The 15,473-nt window shown below is 75.7% G+C and carries 14 protein-coding genes; all 14 read right to left on the bottom strand.

Annotated elements, in window-relative coordinates:
• Nucleotides 1-75 precede the first annotated feature (75 nt).
• Nucleotides 76-1,125: a zinc ribbon domain-containing protein gene (locus tag H299_RS34745; protein ID WP_027749450.1), complete on the bottom strand. Its 1,050-nt coding sequence runs from the start codon at nt 1,123-1,125 to the stop codon at nt 76-78.
• 4 nt (nt 1,126-1,129) lie between these two features.
• Nucleotides 1,130-1,735, bottom strand: a complete 606-nt coding sequence (locus H299_RS0117485; RefSeq protein WP_027749449.1) for a phage tail protein — start codon at nt 1,733-1,735, stop codon at nt 1,130-1,132.
• The gene (locus H299_RS0117480; protein ID WP_027749448.1) at nt 1,732-3,693 is read right to left on the bottom strand and encodes a putative baseplate assembly protein; all 1,962 of its coding nucleotides are present in this window, start codon (nt 3,691-3,693) and stop codon (nt 1,732-1,734) included. Before H299_RS0117480 ends, H299_RS0117485 begins: the two co-directional genes overlap by 4 nt.
• Nucleotides 3,693-4,118 carry a GPW/gp25 family protein gene (locus H299_RS0117475; protein WP_027749447.1) on the bottom strand — a complete coding sequence of 142 codons (426 nt, stop codon included), beginning with the start codon at nt 4,116-4,118 and terminating at the stop codon, nt 3,693-3,695. Before H299_RS0117475 ends, H299_RS0117480 begins: the two co-directional genes overlap by 1 nt.
• Entirely contained in the window at nt 4,115-4,435 is a 321-nt protein-coding gene (locus H299_RS0117470) for a PAAR domain-containing protein (RefSeq protein WP_027749446.1), read from the bottom strand. Before H299_RS0117470 ends, H299_RS0117475 begins: the two co-directional genes overlap by 4 nt.
• A 54-nt stretch (nt 4,436-4,489) precedes the next feature.
• Entirely contained in the window at nt 4,490-6,271 is a 1,782-nt protein-coding gene (locus tag H299_RS0117465) for a VgrG-related protein (RefSeq protein ID WP_027749445.1), read from the bottom strand.
• The gene (locus H299_RS34740; RefSeq protein ID WP_051262575.1) at nt 6,268-7,053 is read right to left on the bottom strand and encodes a LysM peptidoglycan-binding domain-containing protein; all 786 of its coding nucleotides are present in this window, start codon (nt 7,051-7,053) and stop codon (nt 6,268-6,270) included. The genes H299_RS0117465 and H299_RS34740 overlap by 4 nt, the downstream gene beginning before the upstream one ends.
• 109 nt (nt 7,054-7,162) lie before the next feature.
• Nucleotides 7,163-7,588 carry a phage tail protein gene (locus H299_RS0117455; RefSeq protein ID WP_027749444.1) on the bottom strand — a complete coding sequence of 142 codons (426 nt, stop codon included), beginning with the start codon at nt 7,586-7,588 and terminating at the stop codon, nt 7,163-7,165.
• 75 nt (nt 7,589-7,663) lie between these two features.
• Nucleotides 7,664-10,501, bottom strand: coding sequence for a hypothetical protein (locus tag H299_RS39980; RefSeq protein ID WP_027749443.1), 2,838 nt, complete (start codon nt 10,499-10,501; stop codon nt 7,664-7,666).
• A gap of 4 nt (nt 10,502-10,505) precedes the next feature.
• Entirely contained in the window at nt 10,506-10,664 is a 159-nt protein-coding gene (locus H299_RS39975; protein ID WP_003966147.1) for a DUF6760 family protein, read from the bottom strand.
• Entirely contained in the window at nt 10,661-11,134 is a 474-nt protein-coding gene (locus H299_RS0117440; protein WP_027749442.1) for a hypothetical protein, read from the bottom strand. The genes H299_RS39975 and H299_RS0117440 overlap by 4 nt, the downstream gene beginning before the upstream one ends.
• Nucleotides 11,131-11,571 (bottom strand): phage tail protein, encoded by a 441-nt coding sequence (locus tag H299_RS0117435; protein ID WP_027749441.1) that lies wholly within the window; start codon nt 11,569-11,571, stop codon nt 11,131-11,133. The genes H299_RS0117440 and H299_RS0117435 overlap by 4 nt, the downstream gene beginning before the upstream one ends.
• Before the next feature lie 72 nt (nt 11,572-11,643).
• Nucleotides 11,644-13,173, bottom strand: a complete 1,530-nt coding sequence (locus tag H299_RS0117430) for a phage tail sheath subtilisin-like domain-containing protein (protein WP_027749440.1) — start codon at nt 13,171-13,173, stop codon at nt 11,644-11,646.
• A gap of 143 nt (nt 13,174-13,316) precedes the next feature.
• Entirely contained in the window at nt 13,317-15,452 is a 2,136-nt protein-coding gene (locus tag H299_RS0117425) for an AAA family ATPase (protein WP_027749439.1), read from the bottom strand.
• Nucleotides 15,453-15,473 lie beyond the last annotated feature (21 nt).

The raw sequence follows: 15,473 nt of genomic DNA, 5'->3' as shown, positions 1-15,473 counted from the left end.
TGGCACGGCGACGTCGCGGCCTCCCTCTGACGCGGCCGGGCCGGGGAGGGTTCCGCCACCGCGCATCATCCCGAGTCAGCCGCGCTTGAAGAACTCGACCTCGCCCAGGGCGAGATGGCGGCCCGGGGCCTCGCCGGAGGCCTTACGGAGGACGAGGCGGATCTTGACCACGTCGCTGATGCCCGTGTTGACCGTCTGCTCGCCCGGCTTGTCGTTGAGGGTCACCTCCTTGCGGTGTACTTCGCCGTCCTTGTCGGTGATCAGCAGGTCGATGTCGGTGGGCCGCGCCTGGCGGCGGAAGTCCTGCGCCTTGGCCGAGGCGCCGGTGTGCACGACGAGGCTGACCAGCCGGAACGGGGAGCGGAAGGTGAACGTCGCGGACTCGCCGACGCGGGGCACGCCCCAGTAGCGGTTCGTCAGGCCGTCCGTGAGGGCGCTCGCGGGGTGCTTCGCGACCTCGGCGCTCGCCGAGACGCTGGTCGGGGTGAGCTGCCGTGGCTTGCCGAGCTTGTCCCGGACGTCCTCGAACGCCTTGCGGCCGAACGGCAGCAGCAGGAATCCGGTGATCAGGACGGCGATCAGCAGGACCAGCACGACGCTCCGGCGGAGCGCGTCGCCCGAGCCGCCGTTGCCCACCCGCCGCCGAAAGGGCCACTGCCTGCGCCACCAGGGCAGCTCCGCCACCGTGTCGGGCGTGTCGAGCGGCGCCGCGCAGCGGCGGCAGAAGCGGCGGCCGGGCGGGTTGGTGGTACGGCAGGAGGGGCACGGCGGGCCGTCCAGGGCGTCGTCGTCCGTTGCGGACTGCCGTACGACCGGCCGCGCGGTGACCGGCTTGGCGGGCTGGACGGGTGCCACGGGAGGGGCCGCCGGGGGCGGAGCGGGTGCGGGCGGTGTGGGGGCGGGTACGGGGGCAGGGTCGGGGGCCTGCGGCTCGCCGGTGCCGGTGTCCGGCGGCCGTACGGGCGGTGACGCGAGCGGTGGCACGGGCGGTGACGCAGGCGCAGGCGGCGGCGTCGTACCCGCTCCCGGCGACGCGGGCTCGGACCAGCCCAGATAGGTCCCGCAGTTCCCGCAGAAGTCGTCGGCGTCGCCATTGGCCGTGCCGCACTCGGGACATGAGCGCATGGGGTCAGCTCTCCTCTCCGCCGGGTGGGCCCGGCAGGATCTCCACCCGGCAGCTGAGATGGACCGGGCACACCGCCTCGACGACCGCCCGCACCCGCGCCTCGTCCCACACGCGGCCCTGTGCGGGCCACACCCGCACCACCACTTCCGCCGCCGGTGCGGGCGGCAGCGCGGAGCCCGCCGTCGTGGACCAGGACACGCCGCCGCCGTCGAGGATCTCCGCGTCCGCGCCGGCGCTCAGCCGCAGCAGTTCCCGCAGCCCGTGCCGGGTGCCGCGCCAGCGGTGCAGTTCCACCGCGTGCGCGACGGCCGCCCGCGCGGGCTCCCCGGCCGCCCCCGCACCGGCCGCCCCGGCCTCCGCCCTGCCGGGGCCCGGTGCCGGGTCGGCCCGTACGCCGACCCAACTCGCCAGCCAGCTGAGGAAGTCGGCGGGCGTCAGGCGCGGGTCGAGGTAGGCGGGCAGGTTGTCGAGGGTGTGGAAGACCGGCGCGAGGACCGTGTCCAGCCCGGCCGTGAACCGCTGCGCGAAATCGTCGTCCGCGTACAGCGCGGGCAGCAGTTCGCCGATGGGGTGCCGGGAGGGCAGCCCGTCCACGGCGGCCCGGCTCACGGCGCCTCCCCGGTGGCATCCGCCGTGACGACCACCTGGTGCTGGTGCGAGAAGACCAGCGCGTCGGGTGCGACGTCGACCCGCTCGGCGGGGGCCGCGCGCCGCCCGGTGATCGGGTCGGCGGGGAAGAGCCGTACCTCCTCCACCAGCGTGACTCCGGCGATCCGCTGGAGTACGGCGAAGACCTCGCCGTACTGCACCGGCCTGCCGAAGGGCCAGCCCGTGCCGTCGGTGCCGCCGCGCAGCGGGTTGAGGTGGCGGAAGAGTGCGGCGAGCGCGGCCTCCCGCACCCGGTCGGCCTCGGCGGCGGGGGCCGTCAGCCGGGCGACCACGGTCACGCCCTGGTAGGCGGGCGGCTCCACGACCAGCCGGGTGCCGATCAGCCGCCGCTCGTCGAGGCGTTCGGCGATCGCGGACAGCATCCGCTCCGGCGGGATCAGCTGCTCGAACCGCAGCCGGTCGCCTTCGTCGGCCACCGCCTCGGGCACCACCAGGACGCGTACGGCGCCGCCCTCGCCCGCCACCGCCGGCAGGCACCTGATCCGCGCGGCCGAGGGCGCGGCCTGGCGGGCGATGATCTCGTGGTCCTCGGCGGTGACCGCGCGCTCCTGGAGGCGCAGCAGCTGGGGCGCGCGCATCTTCGCGTTCTCCACCGTCTCGCCGTCCACCCCGCCGCGCGCGGCCTCCCGGTTGTGCACCGCGGCGATGTAGGGCACCGAACTCTGGAGGACGGAGATCGCCCCGCGCGCGACGTTCCCGGCGGTGCCGCCGCCGGTGCGGTAGCTGGGCACCCGCAGCCGGGCGCCCTTGGGCGGGACGGCGCCGTAGGTGCGGACCGTCCCGTCCGGTTCGCGTACGGCGGGCGGCAGGCTGAACTCCCCGGCCGTGGCGTCGATCACGACGTGCCGGTCCTGCGGCGTCGAGTCGCCGAAGTGCTCCACGGCGGTCCACGTCTCCCAGCCCTCCCCGGCGGAGACCTCGACCACCGGGGGCTCCCCGTCCAGCAGGACCGGCGCCCTGCCCACCGAGAACCGCTGCCCCGCGACGCCCTCGGAGACGCCGAGCGGTACGTCCCGCACCGTCTCGGCGTGCCCGGCGGTGGCAGTGCCGCCGATCGTGAACACCTCGGCCTCGCGGAGGGTGGGGGACTCGGAGTAGAACGGCTGGCCCGGCTCCGGCTCGGTGACCCGGCAGCGCAGCCAGCCCGCCCGGGTGCCCGCGAGCACCGAGGCGGTGTGCGCGGCGGGGACGTACACGACGATCTCGCCCGGCCGGTTGAGGCCGCCGGTCGTGTCGGACGCGGTCTCGCACGCCACCCAGCGGGCACCCTCCCACGCCTCCCACACCAGCGGCGGCTGCCGCGGATCGACGCCGACGCCCTCCACCCGGCTGTCCAGCCGTACGGCCACGATGCACCGCGGTACCGCGGCCGGGAGGCCGAAGAGCAGCGCGTCACCCGGTGCGGGGCGGGTCTGGAAGCACGGCACGTCGGCGCCGTCGGCGAGCCGTCCGGTCACGTCGGTGGCGGTGCCCTGGTGCGGCGCCGTGACCAGCTTCTCCAGCGAGCTGGGCACGATGGGCAGGTCCTCGCCGGTGGTGAAGACCACCGCCTCCTCGGTGTCGCTGCGGGGCGTGGCGACCTGGGTGCCCGCGCGGAGCAGGACGGTCTCCGGCTGCGGCGCGGACAGCCGGAAGTCGACCTCGACGGCGGCGGCGGCGGGCGGGAAGAGGCGCACGCCCAGCAGGTCGAGGAAGGCCGTGTAGTTCTTGTCCGGCACCCGGTTGAGGCGGTAGAGGAGCTGGTCGACCATGTAGGCGAAGGTCTCGATGAGGGTGACCCCGGGGTCGGAGACGTTGTGGTCCGTCCACTCGGGCGCCCGCTGCTGGACGTACCGCTTGGCCTCGTCGACGAGTTGCTGGAACCGCCGGTCGTCCAGATGGGGTGCGGGCAGTGCCATCAGCTGACTCCTCCGTCTTCGGCGGCGCCCTCGGCCGACGGGATCGTGTAGAAGGGAAAGACGAGGTTGCGGCGGTCGTTCGTGGAGCGGACGGTGTAGTGCACGTCGATGTAGAGCGTCCCGTCCTCGACGGAGTCGAAGGCGATCACGACGTCGTCCACCTCGATGCGCGGCTCCCAGCGCTCCAGGGCCGTCCGCACCTCGTGGGCGATGCGGCCCGCGGTGGCGCCGTCGCCCGGCGCGAAGACGTAGGCGTGGATGCCGCAGCCGAACTCCGGGCGCATCGGCCGCTCTCCCGGCGCGGTGCCCAGCACCAGGCGGATGGCCTCCTCGAGTTCGCGGTCGCGCTCGACCATGCCGATCCCCCCGGTGGCGGACACCCGCAGCGGGAAGGCCCAGCCCCGGCCGACGAACCGGTCGGTCACAGCGCGCCCCCGATCAGCACGTTCGGCGCGCCGGTGAGGATGACGGCCCCGCAGGCCGTCCGGTCGCCCATCCGGGCCGCGGGCAGCCCGCCGATCAGGACCTGGCCGGACGCCGCGCCGCCGGGCGAGGGCAGGACGACGTTGGCCGGGCCGAGCGCCGCGTGCGGGGGCATGGGGCAGACGTGCAGGCTCCCCACGACGGCGGCGGGACGTCCGCCGATCAGCACCGTGGACACCCGGGGGAGGGAGCCGGGGGGCGGGGTGGTGAGAGCGCCGCCGTGGACGGTGGTGTCGCCGGTGCGGGCTGCGGGGGGCATCGCGGTTCTCCTCGGTCGTGGGACGGCGGCGGGGCAACGCCCCTGGGCAGGCGGTCAGTTGATGCGGATGAGCTTCCCCTTGAGCACGGTGAGCAGGCCGCCGTCGACGGTGACGCCGGTCGTGCCGTTGACGGTGACCGAGCGCCCGCGCAGATCGAGCGTCCCGGTGCCGGCGTCGAGGGTGATGCCGGTGGCCGACAGGGACACCGAACTCAGCGCGCGCCTCCCGCCCACCCCGAACACCGTCAGCTCGATCCGGCCCCGGCGTTCGTCGAGCATGACCTCAAGCCGCTTGTCGCCGCTGGCCAGCCGTACGCCGGAGGGGCCGCGGGGCGCGTCCAGCAGTTCCAGGCGGTTGCCCGAACGGGACACCAGGGAACGCCGGTTGACCTTGCCGCTGGTCGGGTCGACGAGCGGGACGTCGTGCGGCGAGGGCCGGTCGACGCCGTTGTAGAGCCCGCCCAGCACGTACGGGCTGTCCAGCGAGCCCTGTTCGAACCCGACCAGCACCTCGTCGTTGACCTCGGGCCCGAACACGCCCCCGCCGCCCTGCCCGCCCCACTGGACCGTACGCACCCAGTCGGTCACGTAGGTGTCGTCCAGCCAGGGGAACTTCAGCCGCACCCAGCCGCGTTGGGCGCCGCCCTGCTCCCGGACGTCGGTGACCACGGCGGTGGCCAGGCCCGGCATGCGCGGGCTGTGGGGCGCTGTGCCGCCGCCGGTCACCAGCCCGGCCAGGGACCGGTCCGGCGAGGCGGAGACCGTCACGTGCGACCGGTAGCCGCCCTGCGGTTCGAGCACGTGCCGCACGGAGGTGGTGGTGTAGCGGCCGGAGAAGGCGGCGCCCACGTTGCCGAGCGCGACCGGCACGCCCGCCCGCAGCTTCGGACTCCCCTCGGCGACGGCCTCCAGCTCCGCGAAGCCGTCGCTCACCGAGGCGGCCACGGCGTCGGCCGCCGCCTTGGCCCCCGCCTGCGTGCGGTACGGGGTGTCCGCGACGGTGACCCGCGCGGCGGCGCCGAACGCCTTGCCCGCCACGGCCGGGTTGAGCCCCGGCAGTACGGCTGTGCTGCGGACCGAGGGCTTCCGGGCCACCAGCGGCTTCTTGGTGGTGACGTTCCAGCCCCGGACCTCGACGCTGCCCGCCCCGTCCGCGCCGGTCAGCACGGCGCGCAGCGCGAGCAGGTTGCGGCCGTACTCCAGGACCAGCGGGTCGCGTACGGCCGAGGTCGCGGGGGACGGTGCCTTCGCGGCCCGCGCGGGCCGGACGAACTCCAGCTTGCCCGTGTCGTCGACGCTCACCCGCGCCCCGCTCTCGCGCGCCAGGTACTGGAGGAACTCCCAGTCGGAGATGTTGGCCTGGGACAGGTGCTGGTGGGTGACGGGCACGGGGTCGATCCGGCCGCAGCTCAGGCCCGCACCCCGCGCGACCTTGCGGACGATGTCGGCCGTGGTCATGTTGCGGAACGCGGCCACCTTGCGCCCGCGCATCAGCCGGTGCGTCTTCGCCGACGCCCGCACCACCGTGAACGCGCCCGTGGTGTCGGTGTCCAGCTCCAGCGCCGTCACCTCACCGGTGAACAGGCGCTGCCGGGTGCGGCCGTGCACGGTGACCACGGAGATCTTCAACTGGGTGCCGATGGTGATCCCGGTCTTGGCGAGCAGTTCGTGGTTCGGGTCGCGGTAGCTGAGCACGGCGGAGTCGGGCAGGCCCACGCTCTCGTCCACCTCGCAGCCCACCAGCTGCGCGGCCCACACGGGCGGCAGCTCGCGCGGCGCCTCGACGATGGGGTCGGCGGCGAACGAGCGCCCGCCTCTGGCGTCGGGTGTGTTCATCGGTCCTCACCGCTTTCCGCCGCCGTGCGCTGCGCTGCCCAGCCGTCCGCCGCCGTGCCGTCCGCCGAGGCGCTGTCCCACGACTCGTCCAGGCCGGGCAGCACCAGTTCCGTGCCGGGCACCAGGACCATCGGGTCGTCGATGCCGTTGGCCTCCGCGATCGTGCGCCAGGCGGCGGCGTCCCCGTACTCCCGCCAGGCCAGCAGCGGCAGGCTGTCGCCCGCGATCACCCGGTGGGTGCTGCGGGCCTCCTGTGAACCGGAGGTCGGGTTCTGGCCGGGCGGGTCGACCCCGGCCTCCTCGATGCTGAGCGAGCACGTCGCGCGCAGCGGCTTCCCGTCGACGTCGAAGAGCGTGTAGGAGACCGAGAGGCTGGAGAGCACGCCGTCGAACGAGGTCGTGCGCGCGGTGCCCCAGTCGAAGCGCACCCAGGGGCTGGCCGGAGTCTTGCGGGACAGGCTCTTGGGGGTGGGCACGCAGGCCGTCATCAGCTTCTCGACGGCCTTCTCCACCGAGTTGTCGTGGGTGGCCGTCGCGTCGAGGAACACCTCCAGCGAGAGGGCGCGCGGGCCGCTGCCGACGAACTCCGGCAGTGCCACCTGGCCCGCCATCCGGGACGGGGTGCGCCGCCACTCCGTGCTCTTGCTCAGCGCCAGCGACGCCGGGTTGAACTGCAACGGGAGCCGGGCGAGCGTGCCGCCCGGCTTCGCGCCGACGGACGAGGGCGGCTCCATGATCGTCAACTGGGCGCGGGCACGGCTCGTGCGGGTTGCGGGGGCCATCCTCTTCCTCCTTCCAGGAGCGGTACGGGGGCCGGAGGCGCGGGAGCCGTGGGGTCGGCGGCCGGGGCCGAGGCCGGGGGCACGGGAAGCGGCGGCGCGCCGCGCGGGGTCATGACGGCCGCAGCCCCTCGTGCGCGATCTCCAGCGTCTCCACCGCGGCAGCCGAGTTGGCCGGGTCGAACGACGGACCCGTCCAGCGCACCGGGACGATGCCGAGCACCTGCCAGCTCACGATCCGGCTCAGGTCCGGCTTGAGCGCGACGATCTCGCCGTCCTTGGGCTCGACCCGGCGCACGATCTCGTCCAGCCACTGGGCGATCTTCGCCGTGTCCTCGGTGACCGGGCGGGTCAGCGAGATGTTGGACCAGGTGATGCGGCCCGGCAGCTGCCAGGCGAAGCCGTTGTTGCCGCCCTCGGCGAACTGCTCGATCTCCACCTCGGCACCCAGTCCCTCACAGGTGTGGAAGGCGCCCAGGTCGTTGCCGCCGATCGTGAGCTTGAAGAACACGCTCGTCGCGAAGATCTCGTTCGTCATCCGGTCCTCTCCCTGCGCTGCGATTCCCTGCGTGTCGTGTGGTTCTGTCGGCTCCCGCCGACGGCGCCGGGCCGGTCAGCGGCGGCCGTCGTACAGCCGCCCGGCGCGTTCCCTGCCGCGCCGCAGGTCGGCGCGGAGCAGGCGGCCGACGGGCTCGATCAGCCGCCGCGCCAGCTCCTCGACGTCCACGCCACCGGGGTCCCCGTCCGGCGCGCCGGACCGCTGCGACGGCGGCGCGGGCGCAGCCGGGGACGCGGCGCTCGCCTGCACCTGGCGCGCGGCACCGTGGCGGGTCGGCACGGCGGTCACCGGGACGCCGGTCACGCCCGTCTGCGCCGCCACGCGCTGCACGGCGGCCCGTTGGGCCGCCGTGTGCGGCTGGGTTGGGGCGGGGGTGGTGCGGGAGGCAGGCGGAGACGGGTGGGCGGGCGCGGCCGGGGGCGGCGGCGACCCGGGCGCGGGGGAGGTGCGTACGGCGCGGACCGGCAGCGTCGACGCGGTGGGTGCGGGGGCACCGTCCGGGGCCGGGGCGGCGGGCGGGGCGGATGCGGCGGGCGGGGCCGGGGCGGCGGGAACTTCGGGGGAGAGCCGTTGCACGGTCCGCGCCGCCCCCGGCTGGTCGGGGTGGCCCGGGGGTGCGGGGCGCACCACCAGGACGGGCGGGCGGGCCGCTGGGGCGGGAGCCGCGTGCCCGCTGCCGCCGTGGTGCGCGGAGCGCTGCACGGGGCGGGCGTCGCCGCCGCGCCGGGCGGCGGACGGCGGGGCGGCCGGGGCACCGGGTGCGTCGGGGGTGCGGGGCGCGCCGGTGGCCGGTGGAGGGGCGGTCTGCGGGGCGGCGGCGGGCCGGGGTGCGGCGGCGCGCGTGGCAGCGTGCCCCGTCTGCCCGGGTCCCGAAGGGCCGTACCGCGCCCCGCCGTTGGTCCGTTCCGGGCGCGTGGCCCGGGGTGCGTCGGGAGTCGCGGCGGGCTCGCGTACCCAGTCGGCACGTACGACCGGCGGAGCGGCCCCGGCTGCCGGAGCGGGCACGGAGAAGCTCGCGGGCGTACCGAGGCCGACCGTCAGCTGACGGGTCGCCAGCAACGGTCGCCTGCGCGGTGCTGCGGGCAGCGAGGCGCCAAGTCCTGCAGTGGCGGCGCTGGTTGTCGCTCCCGTCCGCTGCACCGGGGTGGTGCGGCCGGTGGAGGCCGCACGCGGTGCGTACGCGCCGGAGGCGGGGGTGCGTGGCGCAGCCCCACCGGCGGTCACGGTGACGGCGGGGGTGGCGGAGGTCGCGGTGCCGCCGCTCCCGGGCGCCGTACCCGTACGTGCCGTCCGCCCCGGCCCGGCGCTGCGGGCCACCGGGACCTCCGCGACGGACCCGCTGCCGGAGGCGGTGGGGCGCACGGGTTCCCGCGCCCCGGCGGGCGGTACGGCGGGGTGGGCGGCCTCCGGTGCCGCGTGTTCGCCGCCCGAACGCACGGGCATGGCCGGGGCGTCGGCGTCCGGTGCGGAAGGGGCGGGCGGGTGTGCGGTCGTGGGCCGGGAGGCGGGGCGCCCCGGCTCCGCCCCCGGTCCGCCGGGTGCCCGGGGCGCGGTCATCCGCGCAGCGGGAGGGGCTCCGCCGATGGGCGGCGCGACGGCGCGGGCGGGGGCAGCCGTGCCGGGCAGGGAGCTGAGTGGCCGACCGAGCCCGGTACGGGGCGGCGTCGGGGCGGTGGCCGGTCCGTCGCCGTGCGGCTGCGGCGGCTGCGGCGGTTGCGAGCGCCGCTGCGGCGGCCGGGGCGGCTCGGTGGGCGCGGACGCGGACGGGGACGTGGACGGGGGCGCGGTCCGGTCCGGGGCGCCGGTGGCGGCGGCTTCCGGGACATCCCGCTGCACCACGGGGAGTGTGCCGGGATGCGGCGCGGCAGGGGAGCCGGGGATGGCGCGGGGCTGACCGGCTGAGGTCGCGGGCACCGCGCTGGGGGGCAGCGCGGGCAGCGCCGCGCCGAGCGTCGGTCGCGGCGGGCCGTCAGCACGGCGCTGGACCGCCGCGCCGGGAGAGGGTGTGGCCTGCGCGGACAAGGCACCCCGCGCCGTCACGGGCCGTGGACCGGGCGGGAGTTGCCCTGAGGACGGCGGCTGTTCGGGCTTCGGCTGCTCCCGTCGCAGCTGTTCCGGCGGCAACTCGGCCGACGGCTGCGCTGCGGCGGGGCGGGGCACGGGGCCCGCGCCCGTGCGGCCCAGCGGCGCGGGCGGTGTCGCGGGTACGGCGCCCGCCCGGTCGGCCGGGGGGACGGTCGTCGCCGGAGCGTCCGGCACCCGTGCGGGCGGCAGCGCGGTGACGCGCCGCGCGGGCAGTACGGGGCGCCGGGCCACGGTCAGCGGCGGCCCGGGCGGGCGCGGCCGTACGGGCCGTCGTACGGCCGGGGGCGGCGGCGCCACGGCCACAGGCCCGGCGTCAGCAGGTGTGGCGTCAGCAGACCAGATGTCAGCAGGCCGGATGTCAGCGGGGCCGCCGGACGCGGGTCCGCCGGCCACAGGTGCGCCGTCCACGGCCCCGTCGTCGCCGGGTGCTTCCGGCGCGAGGGTGCGCAGCAGCAGCGGCCCGCCGCCCGCGTACGATCCGGCCCCCGTGGCCGGGCGGGCGACGTCCCGCACGAGGCCCGCCGGGGCGGACGGCAGCACCGCGTGCCCGAGCCCGCTGCCGAACGAGGGGTCCTGCCAGGCCGCGAGCCCCGAGCGGAAGCGCAGCCCGTCGCTCACCCCGATCGCCGACCGCGCCACGGTCACCACCGCAGGCGGCACCGCGCGCCAGCCGCCGTCCCAGCCCGGCAGGGCCGCATCCCCGCCCCCGCCCGTGCCCGCCTCGCCCGCGTCCTCCGGCGCCGCCGCCCCGCCGGCCGCCTCGTCCGCCCGGCGGCTCCCCCGCCGGAGCCTGTCCCGGAACCCCATGTGCTCACCCGCCTTCGTTCACGCGGGTGTTGATCCGCGCTATCTCCCGCACCCACTGCTGGCGCTCGCCGTGGGTCAGATCGAGGATGTCCTCGCGCTGCCAGTGGAAGTGGTAGGCGACGTACGCGATCTCCTCCCGGAGCCGGGGAAGCGCGTACGTCACGATTCCCCCAGGCGCCCACCGGAGAGGTCGATTTCGAACCCGCCGTTGCACAGCGGGCAGGTCACCGCGGCGCGGGTGTGGCCCTCGCTGTTGATGCGCTGGTAGAAGTCCTGGAGGAACGCCACATCCGTGGCGTACATCCGCTCCACGACGCCGGCGTGCACGTCGGTGACCGTGCCGAGCCGGGTGATGACCTGGCTCAGCAGCACCACGCTCAGGTACGCCGGATTCTCCTTGACCCGCAGGTCGATCTGCGGGCGCAGTTCGTCGCGCGCCGTCGCCAGCCGCATCGTGCCCTCGCGGTGCACGGCGCCGTCCTCGTCCACGTAGCCGCGCGGCAGCTCGAACTCGAACTCCGTGCGCGGCCCCGCCGCCGCACGCTGCGGCGCGGGGGCCTCCCGCCGGGGCGGCCCGGCGTTCTCCAGGAGTTCGTCCAGGCCGGTGCCGGAGGTGACCGTACGCCGTCTCATTCGACAACGATCTCCTCGAACGTGATCGTGACGCTTTCCGTGGCGGCGCTCGACTCACCGGCCTTGAGGGAGGGGCCCTCCCACTTGCTGGCCCATCCCTGCATCAGCTGGATGCGGCGGACCGTCTCGCCCGTCGAGTCCTTGATCTCGATCGTCAGGTTCTGCCGCGCGGTGTCGACCGCGCCGTTGTTCAGCGTCTCCTTGATCCAGGTCGTGAACTCGCTGCTCTGGTCGAGACCGCGGGTGATCGTCACCTCCCCGGCCTGGCGCGCGCCGGGCTGCTTGCGGATGATCTGCTTGCCCTCGGCGGTCACCTGCCGGACCTCGACCACCTCCTCCTCGACGGTCAGACCGCTGATTTCCTGGATGGACTCGACCAGATAGCCGCCCAGTTGCACGCCGAAGACGTGTGTGGAGAGCGCGTCACCTGCTGCCATGACTGCTTGTCACCTTCCCTTGCGGACGTGCTGGTGCGGACGTGCCGGTGCGGACGTGCCGGGGTTCTGCGGTCACTCGCTGACCAGGCTGGTGCTGTCGGAGAACTGGGACAGCCGGAACACCACGAACTCGGCGGGCTTGACGGGCGCCACGCCGATCTCGCACACCACCTGGCCCAGGTCGATGGACTCCTGCGGGTTGTTGTCCCGGTCGCACTTCACGTAGAACGCCTCGGTCACCGTCTGCCCGAACAGCGCCCCCCGGCGCCACTCCTCGGTCAGGAACGCGGTGACGTTGCGCCGGATGCTCGCCCACAACCGGTCGTCGTTGGGCTCGAACACCACCCACTGGGTGCCCAGCAGGATGGACTCCTCCAGGTAGTTGAAGAGCCTGCGCACGTTCAGGTAGCGCCAGGCGGGGTCGGAGGAGAGCGTCCGCGCCCCCCAGATGCGGATGCCGCGCCCCGGGAAGGTGCGGATGCAGTTGAGCCCGATCGGGTTGAGCAGGTCCTGCTCGCCCCTGCTGAGCCGGATCTCCAGGTCCACCGCGCCGCGTATCACCTCGTTGGCCGGGGCTTTGTGGACGCCGCGCTCGCCGTCGCTGCGTGCCCACACCCCGGCGACGTGGCCGCTGGGCGGGACCATGGTGTTGCGGCCCGTCGCCGGGTCGAACACCTTGATCCACGGGTAGTAGGCGGTGCCGTAGCGGGAGTCGAAACCGGCGTCCTCGCTCCGCCAGTGGCGGGCCTGCTGCGCGCTCAGCGCGGGCGGCGTGTCCAGTACGGCGACCCGGTCGCCCATCTGCTCGCAGTGCGCCAGCACCGCCAGCTGCACCGTCTTCACGCCCTCGGCGTCGAGGTCACCGCGCCGGAAGGCGCTCATCAGGTCGGGCACCGCGACCATCGTGATCTCGTCGATCGCCTCCAGCCCGGCGCAGCCGGTGCGCGCCGCCGGGTCGCCGATGAACTCGGCCGGGCCGACCGCCGCCGAACCGGCCACCGGGGACGGCGCGGGCGCCGCCGCGAGCGCGAGAGTCTGGTTCTCCGGGCGGCGCTGCGCCACGCCCGGCTGCTCGGTCACCTCGATCAGCTTCGACTCCCGCGCCTGGGTGAGGAGGTAGCCCTTGGCGTTCTTGCGTACGGTCGCCTCCAGCGTCTCGACGACCTTGGTGCCCTTGCGGACCACGACCCGGAAGCGGTCGTCCGGCGCGTTCTCGGTCTCGGAGTCGGCGATCTCCACGGAGACGTCCGCCCCGGCGCCGGGCAGCGCGGAGAAGAGGAACCCGGCGGTGGCCACCGGCGGCGGCAGCAGCTCGGCGGCCGGTTCGCCGCCCGACGCGGGCCCGCCCACGCGCACCGCGTACGCGCTGCCGCCGCCGTTGGCGAAGTACCCGTAGACGGCGTGGGCGAGGTGGAGGCCCTCGGTGAAGCCGCCGAAGTGCTGCGTGTACTGGTCCCAGCTGGTCACCAGGGTCGGCTGGTGGAAGGGGCCCGTCCCGGCGAGGCCGACGAACGCGGCGACGGCGGTGCCCACCCCCTCGATCGGCCGGGCCCCGGACTGGACCTCCTCCACGTAGACACCCGGGGTGAGGTACGACGGCATGCTGGCTCCTTCGGGTGGCAAGGACGGTCGGCGACGAGTGTGACCTGCGGACCGCCCCCGGCATCAGGTCCCTTCGACCCATGCCAGGGGCAACGCGGCTGCCTTCCGGGGCACCCCGGACCACCCCGGACCACCCCGCCGCGTCACGCCGGGCCGTGCGACTCCCCGAGCCAGGGGCCGAACTCGCTCTCCAGAGCCAGCCGGCCGAGCTTGCGGTACTCCTGGAGTACGGCGGAGACGAGCTGCTCCATGTCCAGCGGCGCCGCCCGCTCCGCCGCCAGATAGGCCGCGGTCACCGCGCAGGAGCGGATCGAGCCGCCCGTCAGCTCGAAGCGGCGGGCGCAGAAGTCCAGGTCGAGATCGGCGGCGCGCGGTATCCCGGTGCCCAGGCAGCGGTCCCACAGCGCCCGCCGCTGTGCGGCGTCGGGCACCGGGAACTCCGCGACGACGTCGAGCCGCCGGGTGAACGCCTCGTCCAGGTTGGCCCGCAGATTGGTGGTGAGGACGGCGATGCCGTCGAAGGACTCCATGCGCTGGAGCAGGTAAGCCGACTCGACGTTGGCGTGCCGGTCGTGCGCGTCCTTGACCGCCGAGCGCTTGCCGAAGATCGCGTCGGCCTCGTCGAAGAGCAGCACTCCGTTCACCTCCGCCGCCTCGGTGAAGACGCGCTCCAGGTTCTTCTCGGTCTCCCCGACGTACTTGTCCACGACGGTGGACAGCTCGACGACGTACAGCTCCATGCCGAGTTCCGCCGCGACGACCTCGGCCGACATCGTCTTGCCGGTGCCCGACTCCCCGGCGAACAGCGCGATCACCCCCCGCCCGCGCCCGCCGCCGGGGCGCATCCGCCACCGCCCCAGCACCTGTTCGCGGTGCTTGGCGCGCAGCGCCAGCTCGCCGAGCCGCTGCCGGGTCTCGGCGGGCAGCACGAGGTCGTCCCAGCCGACGGCCGGTTCGAAGCGCCGGGCGAGCCGGGCCAGTCCGGCGCCGTTCTGGGCCCGTACGGCGCCCCGCAGGTCGCCGCCGCGCACCGGCCGCCCCTCACTCGCGGCGGTGCGTACGGCGACGGCCGCCGCCCGGCGCACCGCGTCCGCGTCGAGCCGGTAGGAGGCGACCGCCGCGGACACCTCCTCCTCCGGGGGCGTGCGGCCCCCTGGGCCTTCCGCGAAGTGCCCTTTGGCGGCGGCGAGTTCGTGCTTCCACCGCGCGGTGCGCTGCGGCGCCTCCAGCGGCGGCACGGTCAGGGTCACCGGGCTCTCGGCGGCCCACCGCGGGTCCCAGACCTTCGCCCCGTAGGTGATCAGCGGCAGGCCCGCCAGCGCGGCGCACAGCTCGCGCAGCAGCCGCGCCCGCTCGGGCCGCTCCGGCTCCCAGCGCTCCAGCGGCCCCAGGACCAGGCCGCCGCCGCTCAGCCGCGCCTCCAGGGCCAGGGCGCGCACGGGCAGCGTGCTGTGGGCGTACGGGCCGTGGGCGGACGCGGCGTCAGCGGACGCGGCCTCGTCGGAGGGGTCCGGCGGCGAACCGGCCGTGCACGCGGCGAGGTCGAGCACGAGCGGGCGGCGGCCCGCCGCCGTCAGCGCCTCCACGGCGAGGCCGGCGGCGTCGCCGCCCCCGTCCAGCAGGTGTACCAGTCCGGAGCCGTCCGCCGCCGCCGCGCCGATGCGCCGCGCCTGGTCCGTACGCGGGTCCCCGCCGCCCGCGAGGGGGGCGAGCAGGCCGCGCAGCCGGTCGTCGGGCGCGTCGTCGCCGAGCAGGTGCGCGGTCACCCGGTCGGGCACCCGCAGCCCCCGGGAGAGCAGCGGCCGGCCCGGCTCGGTGACCTCCAGCAGGCCGCCCGCGACCAGCGGCGCGTGTGCGGCGAACCGGAACCTGCCCGCGCCCGCGCCGGGCAGGCCGCACAGTTCCAGGGCCAGGCCGATGGTCGGACGGCGGCGGGTCAGATCGTCGTGGAGGTAGCCGTACAGCTGCTCGAAACGGGGGTCGACGTCCGGAGCGAGCGCGACGAGGAGCAGGTCGAGATCGAGCGGCGGCAGGCCGAACACCTCGGCGAGGCGCCCGATCCGGGTTCCGGGGGGCGGGGGCGCCGCCGCGTGGCCGGTGCCCTCGGGGCGCGGCGCGGCGGGGGAGGCCAGGATGCGTTCGACGGCCTCCGGCGTGAGGTACTGCCCCCGGTAGGGGTCGCCGGGGTCGGGGTCGACATCCCGGCGGGCCGCCACGGCGGAGCGTACGCGCTGCTCGACGAGGCGCAACCGGGCCCAGAACGGGTCCTGTCCGGACACTCCCGCCGGTGCCTGCGCCGG

Source organism: Streptomyces sp. CNH287, from assembly GCF_000424825.1.
Note: the sequence above shows the minus strand (reverse complement) of the source record. Positions and strands in the feature narration are given on the sequence as shown.

What these genes read in the sequence shown, in the direction of transcription:
- H299_RS34745 (WP_027749450.1), bottom strand. Translation starts at nt 1,125, where the DNA reads ATGCGCTCATGTCCCGAGTGCGGCACGGCCAATGGCGACGCCGACGAC.
- H299_RS0117480 (WP_027749448.1), bottom strand. Translation starts at nt 3,693, where the DNA reads ATGGCACTGCCCGCACCCCATCTGGACGACCGGCGGTTCCAGCAACTC.
- H299_RS0117470 (WP_027749446.1), bottom strand. Translation starts at nt 4,435, where the DNA reads ATGCCCCCCGCAGCCCGCACCGGCGACACCACCGTCCACGGCGGCGCT.
- H299_RS0117465 (WP_027749445.1), bottom strand. Translation starts at nt 6,271, where the DNA reads ATGAACACACCCGACGCCAGAGGCGGGCGCTCGTTCGCCGCCGACCCC.
- H299_RS34740 (WP_051262575.1), bottom strand. Translation starts at nt 7,053, where the DNA reads ATGGCCCCCGCAACCCGCACGAGCCGTGCCCGCGCCCAGTTGACGATC.
- H299_RS0117455 (WP_027749444.1), bottom strand. Translation starts at nt 7,588, where the DNA reads ATGACGAACGAGATCTTCGCGACGAGCGTGTTCTTCAAGCTCACGATC.
- H299_RS39980 (WP_027749443.1), bottom strand. Translation starts at nt 10,501, where the DNA reads ATGGGGTTCCGGGACAGGCTCCGGCGGGGGAGCCGCCGGGCGGACGAG.
- H299_RS0117440 (WP_027749442.1), bottom strand. Translation starts at nt 11,134, where the DNA reads ATGAGACGGCGTACGGTCACCTCCGGCACCGGCCTGGACGAACTCCTG.
- H299_RS0117435 (WP_027749441.1), bottom strand. Translation starts at nt 11,571, where the DNA reads ATGGCAGCAGGTGACGCGCTCTCCACACACGTCTTCGGCGTGCAACTG.
- H299_RS0117430 (WP_027749440.1), bottom strand. Translation starts at nt 13,173, where the DNA reads ATGCCGTCGTACCTCACCCCGGGTGTCTACGTGGAGGAGGTCCAGTCC.